A 17,285-nucleotide genomic window follows, 5' to 3' on the forward strand; every position below is an offset into this window, starting at 1 on the left:
AAGCTGTGTAAGGCAAAAAATCAATTACAGCTTAGTGCATTACCCAGATTCCACCAGCCAATACGGAGAGAACCGTGATAAACGTTTGATACACCACATCCATAATGAGATTCCCGATACTGTCTCCATCTGCCTTGCGATTTTTAATCATGACATAAGTATGTGACCAAAGACCACTTAATCCGTATATGTACATCGTTACCAATACACCAACCCAAAAGTTCCCCTGGAACCATATGGCCATAATCCCCATAACTCCAAGCCCTACCTGGGAAAAACCGTATTTAACCTGAAATGGTCCACCAGGCCATCCTAACATTTTGGCTGTCTGATCCGCTCTGGCAATGTTGACAACATAACCAATCACTCCAACCAATCCAAACGTAACCACAAACTGATGAAGCAGCAATACTCTGCTAATCTCGCTCATTTCCCCGGGAAAACCTAACACATATAAGTGTACTCCCCCTGAAATTAGACCTAACAACCATAGAACCAAAAACCACATGCCTGTCCCACTCCCGCCGTTTGTTATTTGGAATCATTTGTAACTAAATGTACAATCTTGTAGATACACACATTATATAATCGCTTTTACATTTGTCAATTAATACATAATTTTCTATTTTGTCGAAGCTTTTGTCATTTTTCTTCCACTGTACGCAAACAAGAAAACCATATAGTTCCATTTAACTTGAAAATAATAGGAATTTAGCCCTATTATTACATTGAAAGGTTTGAAACCTGCTTCTTTTTTAACGCTTCAAAAGAACCACAACTCATTTATTTGACATAGGTGATAATTCAATTATCATCTGTTTAGTCAGATACGATTACAGGATAACAGCAACTATCAATTAACATATAATATAAAAGAATTGACAACCAATCACTTTGTAACTATTATAGTTACAACGGTGGTGATTATCCCATGAGACAAATCAGCAGTCGCTTTTCCATTGCGGTTCATACCCTGTCCCTGATCGCTGTTATGCCCAATGAATGCACCGGAGATATGATCGCGCAGAGTGTGAATACCAATCCCGTGATTATTCGGCGGATTATGTCCAAGCTGAAACAGGCTGGTCTAATTGACGTCAGACCCGGTGTGGGCGGTGCTTCCTTGTTGAAAGATCCGGCCGACATTACCCTTCTCGATGTATATCGAGCGCTAGAGGTCGTGGAGGATGGGGAATTGTTTAACTTTCATAAACATCCTAATCCGAAATGTCCGGTCGGCAACATGATTGAACACACCTTGCGTGCCGAACTCATTGAGGCTCAGACAGCCATGGAACAGCGCTTGAATCGTGTAACCATACAGCAGATGATGGATCAGATTCATGTCTCTGAATAAAAAAGCTCATAATGAGCTTTTTTTAACCCTTTCGTTGTAATCACACCTGTTATAACATTTTTGATTACAACCATATGCAAACAAAACACATATCCTAGGAGGAAAAGAAGATGAAAATTTTGGTCACTGGCGCAACAGGTCAATTGGGTTCACTGGTTGTAGAGGCATTGTTAAAAACGGATTCTGCCAAAGATGTGGCAGTAAGTGTACGTAATCCGGAGAAAGCGGAAGCACTCCGCACTCAAGGCGTTGACGTGCGTCACGGTGATTTCGATCAACCGGAGACGTTGGAGAAAGCTTTTGCCGGTGTAGACCGTCTGTTGCTCATCTCGACTGATGGTGACAATGAAACGCGTATTCGCCAACATCAGGCTGCCATTGACGCTGCCAAGAACGCAGGCGTTGGTTTCATCGCTTATACAAGCGTTGTGAATGCAGAGAAAAACACCCTTTCCCTGGCGGAAGTTCACCGCGCTACAGAAAAAGCGGTTCGTGAATCCGGCATTCCTTATTCCTTCCTGCGCAACAACTGGTACCTGGAAAATGAAGCAGGCAGTGTGCAAGCAGCTACCCAAGGTGCACCTTGGGTTCATGCCACCAACAACAGCCAAGTAGGCTGGGCTACCCGCAGTGACTACGCCCATGCTGCAGCAGCTGTACTCGCAGGAGAAGGACATGAGAATACCGTGTATGAATTGTCTGGCAAACTACGCACGCAAGCTGAACTGGCTGCCATTGTTGGTGAAGTTCTTGGGCAGGAAATCAACGTGCAAAACGTGGACGATGCCGCTTACGCTGACATCATGAAAGGCGCAGGTCTACCGGACTTTGTCGTATCGATGCTTGTTGATATGCAAAGTGCTATTCGTGAAGGTGCATTGGCTGTCGAGAGTGATACATTAGAGAAATTGCTTGGCCGTCCGGCTCAGCCACTTAGCGAAGGTATTAAAGCAATTGTAGGCAAGTAAGTTTTGGATATGAGAAAGGGACACACCAACCAATGTTGGATGTGTCCCTTTTTGGTGTAGCTATCGATCCATACAAAGATATCCCCGTTGAACGGATGACTGTACACTCACCCGTTGATTGCGACTGCTGCAATTCGAGATAGATACTTATGATTTCCACAACAGTTCATCACTCATTGGTCACTGCTCAAGAATATAACGTGCGGGAATGTGATCGGCCAGCCAGATATTTTCGTTTCCATGATAAAAGAGAATTCCATCTGTGGCCGCTTGAGCAGCATTGATTTTCAAAATGACAGGCAGATCATCCCGTCTTCGTCCCACCTGATTGGCCGTATCGATATCTGCGGACAGATGTACATATTGCCTTTGCCGCGGCTGTAAGCCATGTTCCATAATAGAATGCACTGCGCGTGCCGGCGTCCCATGGTACAGGGTTTCCGGTGGCTTAGCAGGTATCTTCGATATCTTATGAGGTGTCGAATGTCCATACAATGCCCGGATGCGGCCAGAACGGATTTCATGTCTTTTTTTCTCCGAGGCTTGAATCATCTGCTCCAGATCGGCTTGCGTGACTTCCTTCCACTGCGGACTTTCATGTAAAGCCACCAGCAATTGTGAGATTTCCACCCAACCCTCTTCGTCCAGTTCCAGCTCATACTCCCATGGTGCATGTCGCAGAGCGTATGAGAGTTCCTTGCTTAATTTCATCAGATCCAATGCAATCATCTCCCACATCTTATAAAACCGTCTAATTTTGCGATTGAACTGCGGTTAAAATCTCCTGAATGTTACGTTCCAATCCTTCGTCGTCTTCCTGATTGAATTGGCGGTGTCCATCAATCCCACGTTGGATAATCGTATTCATCACCGGATGAACCTCACGATCAGAAGCCACCCGAATCAGATCATCGGCAAAATCAACCGCCTGCTGCTCACTGTAATTAAACGGTTTAATCAGCATCCGAATGCTCAAGGCATGGGCCTGCGGCTCCGCCAGCTGATCCCGATGAGTGATGCCATACACCGCGCCAAAACCAAAAGCAGCCATTACCTGACGCTCCAGTTCTGTCGTCTGTTCCAATGGCGTACCAATCAGCTCACACATTTTGTCCACCATCTGCTCCAGCTCGTTTGCTGCCGCACCCAGAATTACGTCATTAATATCGTCAGCGTTGATAAATTCAGTCATATTGGTTTTCTCCATTTCTGCACCGTATTTGATCCATTCTCTCAGACTCTATGAGAACATTGTATCGGAGGTGGGGTATTTATTTCAAATTATCCTTAGATCCTTAGGAAGAGGTACAATTCCGTATAACATAATAAAAAATAAAAAAACCAATCTCCTCTTTTACAAGTCGGCTTGGTTTAATTTATTGTACGAATATGCTTATCTAACATACATTCTACAAAAGAGGTGTTATAATTCAAGCCATCTCATGTTGCTTTTTCGGCTCCACTTCATAGACCTGTGTATGTTCATTCTCGGCTAAAGACCATTCCACTGTACCTGGCTTGCGCACTTTCCATACCCAGGCTTGAACTCGCAGCGAGCTTCTGACCCAAACTAAGGAAGCACAGCGTTTCTCAGAACGAACCGTCAACCCCCAATGAATAACACGAGCGAGCCAAGGATTCACATACTCATTATGTGAGCGAACAGATGGCAATTCATCCTGGAACAACCGCTGTTTCACGTCCATAGGGGGTTGCCCGCATGTCCAATAATGGAGCAGAGCAGCCAAACTATAGATGTCCGACATCGGTCCCTGACTGGATTTCTCTGAATAGAACTCCAGCGGAGAATAACCTGTCGATGTAAATATCACCTGTTTCTCTCCGGATTGCATAGGCCAACGTGTAGCTGAGCCAAAGTCCAGAAGTTTGGGTGTACCATCTTCCATAACCATAATGTTGGAAGGTTTCACATCCCTGTGAAGAATGCCTTGCTTATGTATGTAATCCAATGTATCCACCAGTGGAAGCAGCGTCTCCGTTATGAAGGCAGCATCAAGAGCATGATTATGTTCATTCAGATACTCGGTCAATGTGATTCCCGTGCAGTATTCCATAACGAGATACCCCGTATCATTCGCTTCAAAATGATCCAAATACGAAACAATATGAGGATGATCCAGTTTCGATAACAATTCACCTTCGAGCAGAAATGCTGCCAGTAACTCCTGATATTGTCCACCATATCCTCGCGAAGAACAGAACACTCTCCGTTTGTCTACCTGACGTTCAGCCAGTCTCTGTGGGAAGAATTCCTTAATGGCTACCTTGGCACCCGTGTTACGATCTCGCCCTGCATATACAATAGCCAACTCACTGCTGGCTAATACCTGTCTTACCTGATATGTATCATTTATAATTACATTGCGCTGCAATGCCATTTTGCAATTGTCTTTTCTCATAACAGACCTCTTTTCAACCTTGTCGATCGGAAGACTTTCCGCGTAAATGCATCATTTGGTTCAACCAATCAGCAATTCATCGCCAACTATACATATAAACCAAATGATGCAATTCGAAACACCTTAACGCGAAATATTTAAATATTAATGAGTTCAAGCCTTCTACGATCTACTGCTAATCCCTATCCACACTATTCTATAGAAGAAAAGCATTCTCCTATATAGAGTATCGACAGATGGATGTAATTACTTTATTAAACTGGAGAAAAACATTTTCAATCCTTCATTTGCAGCTTTTATTAATAATTATTCTGTAAAAAACGTCCTATTTCCTCGTTCATCTGAACCAATACGTCCTGTGAAGGAAAATGCCCTGTATCATACTTGATGGCTTGAACATTTTGAATAATCTTTTGAGCCCGTTCAATACACTTATCCGCAGGGAAAAAGACATCCTTCTCCCCTACCAATAACAAGGTTGGTGACGTATAATTCACCAGTTCTTCTCGCTCCGTTAGCTTGGGCAAATCCTGATCTATGCTGACGTATTTAAAAAGTTTGCCGATAATGTTTTTATCCATTTCTTTCATGCAGTTGCACGACATGTTGTCCGTAATTTTTTGCAAAGAAGATGGTGAAGACGTCATCCGATACTTGACGAGCGGCAGCGTGATATCCTGAGCTGTTTTAATTTTGGAATTGACCGCAAGACCCGCAGGAGCAACCAATACGGCACACGAGATACGTTCCGGAATATAGGTAGCCAGTCTGAGGATAATGCCTCCTCCAAACGATGGACCGATAAATGCACTTTTCTCAATATCATAGTGATCTAACAGATCGGATACCCATAATGCCAAACTATCAAACCGTGTGGAGATACTCGCTTCCTCACTATAACCAGGATGACCAATCGTATCAGGAGCAATAATCCGGTATTCTTTAAATAAAGAAGAGAACCATGATAATGTCATCGGATTCACACAATTACCGCCCTGGAGAATAAATAACGGCTTGCCATCTAGAGGACCTGTCAGTAAAACATGCGTCTTGCCAAAACGCGTCTCTACATACTCCCGAGTAAATTTCTCACCCAACTCGTTCAAATAAATCTCATACTCTTCAAGTATGCTGCTCTTGCCTTCTTCACTTCTATAAATGGAACTCATGTCTGCCTCCTGCAATATATACTCAAATACCCCATTCTATTGAATGGACTTGCTAATCAATGGACCAAAAAGATAAAGAGGGCCCGCAGATGACAGGCTCCTCCATATGTTTAACTAATCATATTCAGATGATTATAGAGCGGAAACTGGAAATTGTAAATAACGATTCTAATAGACCAGAAATAAAGGGCTCATCTTATAGAGAAATACTTATTTCCGGCCGTAATCTGCCTTGATTTCGCCCCACTGTTTGGTCTGCCATTTGAGCACTTTATTGCTGTACGTATTCGTCTGGAGCCACTGCTCCGCACGGTCAATCATCAACCAGATCTCTTCCGTGGAGTTGTCTCTTGGCAAGGTCGTGGCTACTTTTTTCTGCTTTAGCCATTTCATGGCATTGACCGAGTCCGTATACACCGTTTTGCTGCTGCCTTCTTTTTTCAGATGTGCGAGGGCATGTACAATGGCCAAAAATTCGCCCAGATTGTTCGTGCCTTTGGAGATCGGTCCAACGGAGAAAATAATCTCACCGGTGCGGGTGTCTACCCCTTTGTATTCTACAGGTCCGGGGTTACCACGTGTGCCCACATCAACAGAGATGCTGTCGTAATCCACTTCCTCTGACGTTTCCATGCCAGCACTTCTTCCGCTACCAGCCGACTTTGTCTTCGACGCTCCGCCTGCACTTGAACCCCAGTTCCCTTTCCATCCAGCACGATACGCTTCTTCTGCGGCTGCTTTGGACTCATAGGATTTATATTTTGCTCCAGTATAATGATCCGTCTGCGCTTTGCAATCTGCCCATGTGTTATACACACCAGGCTTCTTGCCTTCCCAGACAACATAGTATTTCTGTTTTGCCACTGTGACCCGCTCCTTTGTTCACTTCATCAATACCCTATTGTATACGATCCGGTGGGCGGAATGAAAGCTATCGATTTAGCCATCTGCATAATTCCTCCAACTCCAGAACAGCCTAAGAAGCAAAGCGAATACTGGAATAGAAAGGAATATACGTATGGACTGGATATGGAAATCTGTTTTACTTGTACTTATCGGCATGATTCTCCTGCGAATTGCAGGACGTAAGTCGATCTCACAGATGAGTGTTGCCACAACGGTCATCATGATCTCCATCGGAACAACGATTGTACAGCCCATCGCGAATCATGAGCTTGGCAAAGCGATTGGATCAGCATCGGTATTCATTTTGACGTTACTTGTGGTGGAACAACTGCAATTGAAATTTAATATTTTTGAACGGTTAATGAGTGGCAGTTCCAAAATTGTGGTAGAGGACGGGAAGGTCATTATACCCAATCTGAAACGTATGCGTTATACGATGGATCAGCTTGAGATGCATATGCGGCAGAACGGAATTACAAGTGTAGATGATCTGGAGACGGCAACCGTGGAACCCAATGGTCAACTTGGTTATGTCCTGAAACGACATGCTCGTCCCGTGACGATTGGAGATCTGGAAGAGATCCTACGAAGTTATGCGATTACAGGTAGTAATCCAGCAACGGGAGAACACCCCCAACAAGACAACAGCAGCAAGCCTTCAACGCATAGCGATAACTCCACAGATATTTTCCAAGAAGTTAGCAAAGGTGCTCATGCTCATCCCGTTGATCCTAAGCTTCAATAGTTGATCCCGACCCCCACCTCAAAACAAAAGACCGGCCCTGTGAGCACTTAACAACATTGCTCCATCAGGTACGGTCTATGTTCACTTCAATTGATTATTTCGAAAGATTGCTCCACGTCATCCAAACGAAGATATAGTCCCAATCACCGTGTACTCAGGTAAGCAATACCCAGGCCACCCGTAACCGGATTCTTATAGATTTCACAGTCTACATCGAACACCTCACCAATCATCTCGCGAGTCAGAATATCAGCGGGTTTGCCATGGACCACAATCTGGCCCTTTTTCACCACATAGAGATAATCGCAATATTCTGCGGCGAGTTCAAGATCATGCAACGCTGCCAATATGCCAATGCCGAGTCCACGGACAATATTCAGAATTTGAAGTTGGTATTTGATGTCCAGATGGTTCGTCGGCTCGTCCAGGATCAGGAATTGAGGTTGCTGTGCCAGGACACGCGCCAATACGACACGCTGTTTCTCTCCACCCGACAGAGACACGTAATTGCGGTCTGCATGTCCAGTCAGATGTACTTTTTCCAAAGCCTGTTCCACAATTTCGTGGTCCCGTTCATTATCCGTCTCCAGCATTTTTTTGTGCGGGGTACGCCCCATCATGACCATCTCGCGCACCGTAAAATCAAAACTCAATTCATTAAACTGGCCAACAACGCCCATATGTCTGGATACAACCTTTGGGCTGGATTTGAGAATATCGGTATGGTCCAGAAAAACCTTGCCTTGCTGAGGTTTGATCACTTTATAGATGCTCTTGAGTAGCGTTGACTTCCCACAACCATTCGGTCCGATCAGTCCAACGAACTGTTTGCCGTCCACCTGTAAAGATATGTCCTTGATGATGTCCGTGTTCAGCACAGAGATGGATACATTTTCTACGTTCAGCTTCATGTTTAATTTCCTCCAAAACCGTAGCCTTTTTTGACCAGCATATACATAAACATGGGTGCACCAATCATGGCTGTAATAATACCGATTGGCAACTCCACGCTGGATATCAGGGATCTTGCGATCACATCCGTCCAAATCAGGAAAATGGCTCCAAACAGCACGGATACAGGCATCACTTTACGATGGTCGGAACCCACCAGACCTCTGACGATATGCGGAATAATGAGTCCCACAAAACCAATCATGCCACAGCTCGCCACCATGACACCTGTCACCAAAGCGGTTAACAGCATGTACACCCTGCGGTACACACTCAGATTAATGCCCAGTGTGACAGCTGCTTCATCCCCCAATAACATCGTATTGAGAACTCTGGACTGTAAAAGGAAGAATAGAATCGCCACCAGCACGACGATACCTACGAGTGGAAGCTTGTTCCATCCAGAAGACGCCAGACTGCCCATGGTCCAGAATGTCACCGTTTTGATGCCTTCAGCATTGTTGGCAAAATAAATAATAAAGTTCGAAAATGCGCTGCACAGCGCGTTAATCACCATTCCGGCAAGCACCAGCTTGACCGATGTCATTTTCCCCCGAATCCCTGCCAAAGTCAGGACCAGTAAGGATGCACCCATCGCTCCGGCAAAGGCCCAGAAAGCAACCCCGGTCTGACCAAGCCACCCAATTGCACCGAATCCAATGAGAATCGCAAAGGTTGCTCCAAGTGAAGCACCTGAGGATATACCCAGTATGTATGGATCAGCCAGTGGATTCTGCACAGCAGCCTGCATAACAGCACCGCACAAGGCCAAGCCTGCACCGATAAACATCGCCATCAGCACACGCGGGAAACGAATCTGCCAGATGATATCGGTAAAGGAACCTGCCTCAATGGGTGTTGTTCCCCACTGGAATCCCGTTAATTTGTACAAAAGAATACGATATGATTCCGCCAGCGGAATACGAACCTGTCCAATGGAAACCGCGATTCCTACAGAAATAAGCGTAATCATGATTAAAGCTGCAATCAGTAAAGCAAAACCGGATTTACTATGAATCAGAGACTCTCTTTTCCCCATACGCTGCGTCTGAACCTGAACCGTCTGTGCCATCTCTTCCCCCATCAATTCATGTAAAATGTAGAACATATTCAATTTAGCTATTTACAAAGCATTTTCTCGGATTATAATTGAGAATGATTATCTTTGTCAATTTAAAACACATCGAAAAGGGGTTCACCATTTCATGAAATTTACAACCAGAACCATTAGCTTCGCTGCTCTAAGTCTCCTGTTACTGCTGCTTGCAGCCTGTTCGAATGCTTCAACTTCTTCCCCTGCCGAAGGAACAACTTCAACAACTAACACGACAGAAAACTCAACTCTTGCTGAGAATATAAATAAAACGACGTACCCACTCACCATTGAGAATTTCACAATCTCGGGTGAGGGCGGCGAATGGAAACCGAAAGTGCAAGTATTCGATAAAGCGCCTGAACGTGTGGTTGCGAATACCCAATCTGCGGCAGAGATGCTCATCAAGTTGGGTCTGACCGATAAAATGGTCGGTGTTGCTGCTCTATACGGTTCCGTTACACCTGATGTGGCTGATGATTTCGCCAAAATTCCGGTATTGTCCAAGGATTACGATAGGTAAAGAGCTGGTTGTAGGTGCAAGCCCGGATCTGGTACTCGGACGGGGTGACCTGTTCGCTGATGCAGACTGGGGTGTGGGTACCGTCGATGGATTGAATGACATGAATATCCGCACATTCCTGCAAACGACGAATCACAAAGGCACACTCGATAGCCTGTATAGCGATATCGCACAACTTGGTCAGATCTTCGACGTTCAAGAAAATGCTGCAACATTCACAGAAAGTCTGAAGACTCGTGTTGTAGCCATTAAGGCAAGTGTAGCCGATCAGCCTGAGCATTCTTTTGCCTACATCGTACCTGCTACGGAAGACACTATTACGGTAAGCAGCATGCAGAACGATACGTATCAGCTTGATGCACTGGGACTGTTGAAGCTGAAAAATACGTTTGATGGTGTGCAAGGTGAGGTAAGTGTTGAACAACTGATCACAGCGAACCCGGACTATCTGCTCTTGTCTGCGTACGCCGGTTCACCGGATATCGACAAGCTGATTCAAAATCTGTATGCCAATCCCGCCCTGCAAAGTATGAACGCAATCAAGAACAAACAGATCTATGTCACAGATTTCAGCCAGTTCTGGGGTTATGGATATCAAATTCTGGATGGTATTGAGAAAATGGGACAGGAAATGAAAGCTAATCCAATCAAGTAATAACTGGAGCAAAGGAGCAGGAGAAGAAATTCTTACTGCTCTTTTACTATACTGCGCATGTAATAGATTATGGATCAAAGCTTGACATTAGTTTGATAACAAACTATATTACACTTATGAAAACAAGAGACGCTATTTCACTCATATCCAAAATTAAAGAGAAGGTCAACCGCTTCATCCTGGCCGAGATGGCTGAGCAAGGAATTCAGGATCTCGCCACGTCCCATGGAGATATTATCTATGCCCTGTATAACAATCACAGGATGACCATGGCTGAAATCGCCAAAAAAATTGGCAAGGATAAATCCACGGTGACTGCACTTGTGGACAAATTGGTGCGGACAGGATACGTCGTCAAAGAGCGTGATGCAGCAGATTCACGCGTTGTTCATGTCGCTTTGACTGCAAAAGGCGAAGAATTAAAGCCGGTCTTTGAAGAGATATCGCAGCGCATGCTGGACGCGTTCTATGCGGACGTTACGGAAGCGGAGAAAAAGGAACTGCTTCGAATTTTAATGAAAATTCATGGTAACTTCTAATTTTTTTTGGAGAAATAGTTTGATATCAAACCAATATCTTGGAGGAGGTTTTTAGTATGACAGATTACACAAAATTATTACCGATTCATGAGGTCAAGAAGATCGGAGAACATGATTTGCACTTGGAGATTTTCGAAGGAACCCTGCCTCATGATGCCGAAACAGTGACCAAGAAGCCCCCACTGCTATTCCTTCACGGTGCCTATACAGGCAGCTGGATGTGGAGCAAATACATCCCCCACTTTGTCCAGCAGGGTTGGACCTGTTATGTCATGAACTTGAGAAGTCATTACATGAGTCGGGTCATGGACATGACAAAGATTACGTTTGACGATTATTTGGAAGATATTCGTGAAGTGTTAGCCGGGATCAACGAACCTCCCGTTCTTATTGGCTTCAGCATGGGTGGGATTCTCAGTCAAAAGATTGCCGAAACCGTTACTCTCGCAGGCCTGGTTGTCATTGATGCCAGTATAAGCAAAGAGGTCCACGACGCCGTGCCTTATCCTGAAAAAGATCGTGAAACCGTATCGGACATCATCATGCCTGCACCTGTTCGGCAGGAACTTGCAAGCATCGATGAGACGCCGGAAGACATTGCTTTTCAGCGTAAGTATCTGCAAACGGAGTCTGCGAAGGCATTTGCTACCTTTTCAGTCCTGCGAGGAGCCGATGGCGTATCTATTAATGGCGATCTGATCCATTGTCCCAGCTTGGTGATCAAAGCTGTTTCCTGTGAAGACGAAGATCAGAGAGGCCAATTAACTGCCAAGCAACTGGGCGCTGCATATGCCGGACTTTGGGATACAACCCATACGGGTTTACTGGTAGGCCAACGGTACTTGGAACCTGTCAAACTCATTCTTGAATGGTTGAACAGACAGCACCCTTTTGAATTAACGGAAAAACTCACAAAATAAAATAAATACCATGTTAAGACCTCCTTCTTACCTTTAATCCTGTATGCAAAAGTTTGTTTTTTTTAGATAAGCTTATATGCATAGTTCTGGATAGGATTAAACAATAAGAAAAGAGGTTTTAGTTCATGGCCATTAACACATCCCTCCCCAAGCAAAGGGAGCTGCCTTCCATATCTTCAGAACGCCTTCCGTGGGCGGGACTACTTGCTTTAGCCATGGCTGGCTTCATTTGCATCCTCACTGAAAGCCTGCCTGCGGGACTGCTGCCGCAAATTGCAAAAGACTTGGGGGTCACCGAATCCCTCACTGGACAGTTGGTGACTCTTTATGCCATTGGATCACTTGTTGCTGCCATTCCCTTGACTGCTGCTACACGTGGATGGAGACGCCGACCTCTTCTGCTGGTATGCATCGGTGGCTTTCTTGTCTTTAACACCGTTACCGCAATATCCTCAGATTATATCCTGACACTTGCTGCTCGTTTCATGGCCGGTGTCTCTGCCGGTGTGTTATGGGGAATGACAGCAGGTTATGCTCGTCGGATGGTCCCGGATTCGTTAAAAGGCAAGGCCATGGCCGTGGCTATGGTCGGCACACCGGTGGCGTTAGCCCTGGGTGTCCCAATTGGCAGTTTTCTCAGTTCTTATATCGGCTGGCGCCTCATCTTCGGGATTGTATCTCTTCTGACCGCAGCTTTAATCGTATGGGTTCTCTGGAAAATGCCGGATTTTGCAGGAGAACCGGCTGGGGAACGTCTTCCACTGCATAAGGTGTTTTTAATTCCCGGAGTTAGGCCCATTCTGTTTGTTGTTCTGGCCTGGATGCTTGCCCATAATATCCTTTACACCTATATTTCTCCCTACCTTGCCCAGACCGTATTTGCTAACAGAGTAGACTTGATTTTGCTCATTTTCGGTATCACTTCCATTGTGGGAATTTGGTTAACCGGAATGCTCATTGACCGATTTTTGAGGAGATTAGTAATCATCAGTCTGGCAGCATTCGCTCTCGCGTCTGTCGTGATGGGAATCGGTACTCATCAACCTGTGATGATTATCTTTGGCATCATGATCTGGGGAATTACGTTTGGCGGGGCCGCGACACTGTTACAGACTGCCATCGCTCAAGCCGGAGGCAAAAGCACAGATGTCGCCCAATCGATGCTGGTTACAGCATGGAATCTGGCGATTGGCGGAGGAGGCATCATCGGGGGCATCCTTCTTGAAGTGTTTGGAGCAGGATACCTTTCTGGGGCGCTGTTTATCTTGCTCATTCCTGCGTTGCTTGTAGTTATGCGTGCTTATAAATATGGATTCCCCAAAGCAAATTAACAGGAAGGCATTTTGCATCAGACACCATGAGTGACACAAAGGACAAAAGAGGAGTTCACTTGATGTGAACTCCTCTTTTGCATTTCATTTTAAAGTTATATAGACTGCGGTCTTATTCTGCCTGTGCCAGCAAATTCGGTCCTTGCATCAGATTTTTATGTGCAATCGGAGAAGACATCGTAATCAAGGTCATGTAAGTCCCGTAGGGGTCACACTTGTTCTGGAACTCTTCAAGTCCCTGGATCGTGTCTGTGAGGATTTTCAGCAAGTAGTTATACTCCCCGCTAATCCGATAACATTCCACGACTTCAGGTGACGCACGGCAGAAATCCAGGAAGGGATAACAATCCCGTGTACGAAAGAGAACATATGCTGTGCTCTGCTTGCCCAATTTGGATGGTGAGATTACGGTTCGATATTCCTCGATAACCCCCTTTTCTTCCATTCGTTTGACTCGCTCAGTAACAGCTGGTTGAGATAATCCGACTAATTTTCCTAACTCGGTCATGGATAATCTCGCCTGATTCTCCAAGTGAAACAGAATATGCTGATCTATTTCGTCCATGTAATGCACCCCTTTGAACTATAAGATATGATTAAATATTACCTTAAATATATTCGCTAATTAACCATAATACCTTTAACACCTTATGTGATACAAGATAAATCATTTATATAATATACACAGTCACAATCATTAATCAAGCATATCACCTGAAGAGAGGAAGATTGGAATGGAAAAAGAAAATAAGACAACATTGCATACTTATGTGGATGAAGCCATGGACCGCGCGATAAGCGAAAAAAGAATCGTAGGAACGGTTGTACAGGTTGCATTAGGAGGGGAACTGATATACAGCCGGGCAGCTGGTTTCGCAGACAGGGAGCAAAAACGTACCATGGCAGAAAACGCTCTGTTTCGACTGGCTTCCGTAACTAAACCCATTGTGTCCACAGCAGCTCTGGCTTTGGTCTCACAAGGAAAGCTGAATCTGCATGATCCGGTGACTCGCTGGCTACCTGCATTCCGGCCCAAGCTTGCCAATGGTCAGGACACCCAAATAACAATTCAGCAATTGATGACACACACCGCTGGCTTGACCTATCGGTTTTTCCAAGAAGAGCAAGGAACCTATGAACGTGCAGGTATCTCGGATGGAATGGATTTATCTGAATTAAGTCTGGAGGAGAATCTCCAAAGGCTTGCTTCTGTTCCTCTTATATATGAGCCAGGAGACATGTGGAGGTATTCCATCGCGACAGATGTACTCGGAGCCGTTATTGAAAAGGTAACCGGAATGTCGTTAAGAGAAGCTGTTCAACTGCTGGTTACTCGTCCACTTCACATGACAGACACTGACTTTGTTGCAGTCGATTCGGATCGATTGACCGCTGCATATGCTGATGGATCTGAAGAACCGCGTCTTCTCCATAATCAATTGGAGCAGGTTCCTTTTATTGAAGGGACTGCCGGTTTCCGGCTTGCCCCCAATCGTGCGAATCAACCTTCGGCTTATCCATCAGGCGGAGCCGGTATGGTTGGAAGTACCGGAGATTTTCTTACTTTACTTGAAGCATTGCGACAAGGGGGACAGCCTATCCTTACAGAAGCCGTTGCGGCTGAGATGTCTACCAATCAAATCGGTGATCTCGTGATGCCATACTGGCCAGGCAGAGGGTTTGGCCTTGGTTTTACCGTACTTAAAGATCCTGCGGCAGCTGGTACACCGGAATCAGCGGGTACGTGGCGAATGGGTGGAACTTACGGCCATTCCTGGTTTGTTGATCCAAAAGAAGAACTTAGTGTTGCCGCATTCACCAACACGGCACTTGAAGGGATGTCGGGCCAGTATACCACCGCTATTTGTGATGCCATCTACGCAGGCATTCGTGAAAGCAAAGGGGCTGCAAGAATTTAAATACGAATAACCGCCCAATATCATTGGGCGGCTTTATTTGGCGACAATGGTAACACCTACTGTCTGTTACTACTCAAATTTTTCTTTTTAAAAAGGTAAATCCCCGCAACAAGAATAAACCACACCGGCGTGACAAACAGTGCCACACGCGTATCCTCGGCCAATGCCAGTACCACCAGTACAAATGCCAAAAACGCTAGGATCAAGTAGTTCGAGAACGGATAAAGTGGCAGTTTGAAGCGGCTGCGACTCGCCAGTTCCGGCTGAGTACGACGATACCGGAGATGACAGATCACCATGATGCCCCAGACAAAGATAAAACACACGGTTGACACGCTCGTGATCAGCGTAAACACGCCCTCTGGCATGATATAGTTCAGCACAATCGCGATCAGAATAACAATCGTGGAGAAAAACAGCGCATTGGAAGGGACTTTCCTCTTGTTCAGTCTTGCAAATGATTCAGGCGCGTTGTGATCCTTTGCCATGGAGAACACCATACGGCTTGTACTGAAAATGGCACTGTTACACGCTGACGCTGCGGAAGTCAGTACCACAAAATTTACAATGCCGGCTGCGGCTGCAATACCCACAGCGGCAAACACTTGTACAAACGGACTTTCAGTAGCCACAATGGCGTTCCACGGGTAAATACTCATAATAATCAGCAGTGCGCCAACATAGAAGAGCAGTACCCGGATCGGAATCTGGTTAATGGCTCTCGGAATAACCTTCTCCGGGTTCTCCGTTTCCCCCGCTGTGAGTCCCACCAGTTCCATGCCTACAAAGGCGAACACCACCATCTGAAAAGATATGATGAACCCATGCAGTCCATTCGGGAACCATCCCCCATGACTCCACAGATTGGTGAAGCTTGCTGGACCCTGATCCGTGGTAAAACCTTTGAATATCATATATAAACCAACAATAATGAGTGCCAGAATAGCCACGACTTTAATCAGGGCAAACCAGAATTCCATCTCCCCAAACAACTTGACCGTTGCCAAGTTCATGATTAGCAAAAGGACTAACGCAATTAGCCCTGGCATCCACTGAGGTACATTTGGAAACCAGAACTGCGTATACAATCCAACTGCCGTAATATCAGCCATGGCAATGGAGATCCAGCAGAACCAGTAGGTCCAGCCTGTAATAAATGCCGCCATATTTCCCAGGTAATCACGCACAAAATCGACAAAGGAATGATACTGCAAGTTGCTTAACAGCAGCTCCCCCAATGCACGCATGATCAGGAACAACACAACACCCGTAATAATGTAGGCCAGCAAGATGGATGGCCCTGTTAGCTGGATCGTTTTGCCTGCTCCGAGAAACAGACCTGTACCGATCGCACCTCCGATCGCCATCAACTGCACGTGCCTGTTCTTTAATCCCCTTGTTAACGTTTCTTGCTGCATGATCAACCACCACTCTCTTTCTGCACATGCTCTCTACGATGAAAAATAATATTAATCATCATATAATAATCTGCCCAGAATACATATCCCTCTTTATATATTTTTTTTTGCACAGCAAAGAGGCCACCTTTGTAAGAGATGACCACTTCATATGCTCCTATTTCATACCCTTGGCTTTTATAATCTTAAGTTGCATCCGATCCATACTATCATCAGCCTATATGTACATTCTTTTGTTATTCTCATGCCACGTTATGCTGATAATACATATCTATAGAAGTATTTTAAAATATAAGCCAAGCATATAGCGGCAACGACTAAAAAGGTAATCGCTAACGAACGTTCGGTTTTCCAAATTCGAATAGCATTAG

Annotated in this window: 19 protein-coding genes; 9 read left to right on the forward strand and 10 right to left on the reverse strand. The window is 45.2% G+C overall.

Going from position 1 to position 17,285, the window contains the following annotated elements:
- Positions 1-31 precede the first annotated feature (31 nt).
- Positions 32-508: a DUF6790 family protein gene (locus MHB85_RS22615; RefSeq protein WP_026080959.1), complete on the reverse strand. Its 477-nt coding sequence runs from the start codon at positions 506-508 to the stop codon at positions 32-34.
- Between the two features lie 423 nt (positions 509-931).
- On the opposite strand from MHB85_RS22615, the gene MHB85_RS22620 reads away from it, so the two are divergent.
- Both MHB85_RS22620 and MHB85_RS22625 read left to right on the forward strand, forming a co-directional pair.
- A complete protein-coding gene (locus MHB85_RS22620) occupies positions 932-1,357 on the forward strand; it encodes an Rrf2 family transcriptional regulator (RefSeq protein ID WP_091013862.1) in 426 nt (141 codons plus the stop codon).
- A 110-nt stretch (positions 1,358-1,467) separates the two neighbouring features.
- Positions 1,468-2,325, forward strand: a complete 858-nt coding sequence (locus MHB85_RS22625) for an SDR family oxidoreductase (protein WP_341073715.1) — start codon at positions 1,468-1,470, stop codon at positions 2,323-2,325.
- Between the two features lie 180 nt (positions 2,326-2,505).
- Here the strand turns inward: MHB85_RS22625 and MHB85_RS22630 are convergent, their stop codons facing one another.
- The 5 genes from MHB85_RS22630 to rnhA all read right to left on the reverse strand — a co-directional run bounded on the left by MHB85_RS22630 (position 2,506) and on the right by rnhA (position 6,778).
- Positions 2,506-3,045: an RNA 2'-phosphotransferase gene (locus MHB85_RS22630; protein ID WP_091014382.1), complete on the reverse strand. Its 540-nt coding sequence runs from the start codon at positions 3,043-3,045 to the stop codon at positions 2,506-2,508.
- A gap of 31 nt (positions 3,046-3,076) precedes the next feature.
- Positions 3,077-3,532, reverse strand: coding sequence for an Imm48 family immunity protein (gene imm48, locus MHB85_RS22635; RefSeq protein WP_341073716.1), 456 nt, complete (start codon positions 3,530-3,532; stop codon positions 3,077-3,079).
- A 223-nt stretch (positions 3,533-3,755) separates the two neighbouring features.
- Positions 3,756-4,745 carry a serine/threonine protein kinase gene (locus MHB85_RS22640; protein WP_091013782.1) on the reverse strand — a complete coding sequence of 330 codons (990 nt, stop codon included), beginning with the start codon at positions 4,743-4,745 and terminating at the stop codon, positions 3,756-3,758.
- Between the two features lie 299 nt (positions 4,746-5,044).
- Positions 5,045-5,914, reverse strand: a complete 870-nt coding sequence (locus MHB85_RS22645) for an alpha/beta fold hydrolase (protein WP_105599791.1) — start codon at positions 5,912-5,914, stop codon at positions 5,045-5,047.
- A 210-nt stretch (positions 5,915-6,124) separates the two neighbouring features.
- Entirely contained in the window at positions 6,125-6,778 is a 654-nt protein-coding gene (rnhA, locus tag MHB85_RS22650) for a ribonuclease H (protein WP_105599793.1), read from the reverse strand.
- Positions 6,779-6,932: 154 nt separating this feature from the next.
- Here rnhA and MHB85_RS22655 point away from each other — a divergent pair, with 154 nt between their 5' ends.
- A complete protein-coding gene (locus MHB85_RS22655) occupies positions 6,933-7,565 on the forward strand; it encodes a DUF421 domain-containing protein (RefSeq protein WP_179198423.1) in 633 nt (210 codons plus the stop codon).
- Between the two features lie 143 nt (positions 7,566-7,708).
- Here MHB85_RS22655 and MHB85_RS22660 read toward each other — a convergent pair whose 3' ends face one another.
- Both MHB85_RS22660 and MHB85_RS22665 read right to left on the reverse strand, forming a co-directional pair.
- Complete coding sequence (locus MHB85_RS22660; protein ID WP_105599795.1) at positions 7,709-8,476, reverse strand: ABC transporter ATP-binding protein; 768 nt, start codon at positions 8,474-8,476, stop codon at positions 7,709-7,711.
- 2 nt (positions 8,477-8,478) lie between these two features.
- Positions 8,479-9,555: a FecCD family ABC transporter permease gene (locus MHB85_RS22665; RefSeq protein ID WP_218780896.1), complete on the reverse strand. Its 1,077-nt coding sequence runs from the start codon at positions 9,553-9,555 to the stop codon at positions 8,479-8,481.
- A gap of 166 nt (positions 9,556-9,721) precedes the next feature.
- Here MHB85_RS22665 and MHB85_RS22670 point away from each other — a divergent pair, with 166 nt between their 5' ends.
- The 5 genes from MHB85_RS22670 to MHB85_RS22690 all read left to right on the forward strand — a co-directional run bounded on the left by MHB85_RS22670 (position 9,722) and on the right by MHB85_RS22690 (position 13,577).
- Entirely contained in the window at positions 9,722-10,132 is a 411-nt protein-coding gene (locus tag MHB85_RS22670; RefSeq protein ID WP_341073717.1) for a hypothetical protein, read from the forward strand.
- A complete protein-coding gene (locus MHB85_RS22675; RefSeq protein WP_341073718.1) occupies positions 10,086-10,787 on the forward strand; it encodes an ABC transporter substrate-binding protein in 702 nt (233 codons plus the stop codon). The genes MHB85_RS22670 and MHB85_RS22675 overlap by 47 nt, the downstream gene beginning before the upstream one ends.
- A gap of 116 nt (positions 10,788-10,903) precedes the next feature.
- Entirely contained in the window at positions 10,904-11,326 is a 423-nt protein-coding gene (locus tag MHB85_RS22680; RefSeq protein WP_091014373.1) for a MarR family transcriptional regulator, read from the forward strand.
- Positions 11,327-11,382: 56 nt separating this feature from the next.
- Positions 11,383-12,246 (forward strand): alpha/beta fold hydrolase, encoded by an 864-nt coding sequence (locus MHB85_RS22685; RefSeq protein ID WP_341073719.1) that lies wholly within the window; start codon positions 11,383-11,385, stop codon positions 12,244-12,246.
- Between the two features lie 125 nt (positions 12,247-12,371).
- Positions 12,372-13,577: an MFS transporter gene (locus tag MHB85_RS22690; RefSeq protein WP_341073720.1), complete on the forward strand. Its 1,206-nt coding sequence runs from the start codon at positions 12,372-12,374 to the stop codon at positions 13,575-13,577.
- Positions 13,578-13,689: 112 nt separating this feature from the next.
- Here MHB85_RS22690 and MHB85_RS22695 read toward each other — a convergent pair whose 3' ends face one another.
- Positions 13,690-14,142, reverse strand: coding sequence for an Lrp/AsnC family transcriptional regulator (locus tag MHB85_RS22695; protein ID WP_210108969.1), 453 nt, complete (start codon positions 14,140-14,142; stop codon positions 13,690-13,692).
- A gap of 169 nt (positions 14,143-14,311) precedes the next feature.
- Here MHB85_RS22695 and MHB85_RS22700 point away from each other — a divergent pair, with 169 nt between their 5' ends.
- Positions 14,312-15,496 (forward strand): serine hydrolase domain-containing protein, encoded by a 1,185-nt coding sequence (locus tag MHB85_RS22700; protein ID WP_192133573.1) that lies wholly within the window; start codon positions 14,312-14,314, stop codon positions 15,494-15,496.
- A 56-nt stretch (positions 15,497-15,552) separates the two neighbouring features.
- Here the strand turns inward: MHB85_RS22700 and MHB85_RS22705 are convergent, their stop codons facing one another.
- Positions 15,553-16,914: an amino acid permease gene (locus tag MHB85_RS22705; protein WP_192133571.1), complete on the reverse strand. Its 1,362-nt coding sequence runs from the start codon at positions 16,912-16,914 to the stop codon at positions 15,553-15,555.
- Positions 16,915-17,285 lie beyond the last annotated feature (371 nt).

Origin of the sequence: Paenibacillus sp. FSL K6-4396 (genome assembly GCF_038002525.1) — a bacterium.
Lineage (GTDB): Bacteria > Bacillota > Bacilli > Paenibacillales > Paenibacillaceae > Paenibacillus > Paenibacillus amylolyticus_B.

Excerpts from the sequence above, each read along its gene's own strand:
- MHB85_RS22625 (WP_341073715.1), top strand. The coding sequence starts at position 1,468 with ATGAAAATTTTGGTCACTGGCGCAACAGGTCAATTGGGTTCACTGGTT.
- MHB85_RS22620 (WP_091013862.1), top strand. The coding sequence starts at position 932 with ATGAGACAAATCAGCAGTCGCTTTTCCATTGCGGTTCATACCCTGTCC.
- MHB85_RS22690 (WP_341073720.1), top strand. The coding sequence starts at position 12,372 with ATGGCCATTAACACATCCCTCCCCAAGCAAAGGGAGCTGCCTTCCATA.
- MHB85_RS22640 (WP_091013782.1), bottom strand. The coding sequence starts at position 4,745 with ATGAGAAAAGACAATTGCAAAATGGCATTGCAGCGCAATGTAATTATA.
- MHB85_RS22700 (WP_192133573.1), top strand. The coding sequence starts at position 14,312 with ATGGAAAAAGAAAATAAGACAACATTGCATACTTATGTGGATGAAGCC.
- MHB85_RS22665 (WP_218780896.1), bottom strand. The coding sequence starts at position 9,555 with ATGGGGAAAAGAGAGTCTCTGATTCATAGTAAATCCGGTTTTGCTTTA.
- MHB85_RS22680 (WP_091014373.1), top strand. The coding sequence starts at position 10,904 with ATGAAAACAAGAGACGCTATTTCACTCATATCCAAAATTAAAGAGAAG.
- MHB85_RS22615 (WP_026080959.1), bottom strand. The coding sequence starts at position 508 with ATGTGGTTTTTGGTTCTATGGTTGTTAGGTCTAATTTCAGGGGGAGTA.
- MHB85_RS22645 (WP_105599791.1), bottom strand. The coding sequence starts at position 5,914 with ATGAGTTCCATTTATAGAAGTGAAGAAGGCAAGAGCAGCATACTTGAA.
- MHB85_RS22705 (WP_192133571.1), bottom strand. The coding sequence starts at position 16,914 with ATGCAGCAAGAAACGTTAACAAGGGGATTAAAGAACAGGCACGTGCAG.
- MHB85_RS22655 (WP_179198423.1), top strand. The coding sequence starts at position 6,933 with ATGGACTGGATATGGAAATCTGTTTTACTTGTACTTATCGGCATGATT.
- imm48 (WP_341073716.1), bottom strand. The coding sequence starts at position 3,532 with ATGGAGAAAACCAATATGACTGAATTTATCAACGCTGACGATATTAAT.
- MHB85_RS22670 (WP_341073717.1), top strand. The coding sequence starts at position 9,722 with ATGAAATTTACAACCAGAACCATTAGCTTCGCTGCTCTAAGTCTCCTG.
- MHB85_RS22675 (WP_341073718.1), top strand. The coding sequence starts at position 10,086 with ATGATTTCGCCAAAATTCCGGTATTGTCCAAGGATTACGATAGGTAAA.
- MHB85_RS22685 (WP_341073719.1), top strand. The coding sequence starts at position 11,383 with ATGACAGATTACACAAAATTATTACCGATTCATGAGGTCAAGAAGATC.
- MHB85_RS22660 (WP_105599795.1), bottom strand. The coding sequence starts at position 8,476 with ATGAAGCTGAACGTAGAAAATGTATCCATCTCTGTGCTGAACACGGAC.
- MHB85_RS22695 (WP_210108969.1), bottom strand. The coding sequence starts at position 14,142 with ATGGACGAAATAGATCAGCATATTCTGTTTCACTTGGAGAATCAGGCG.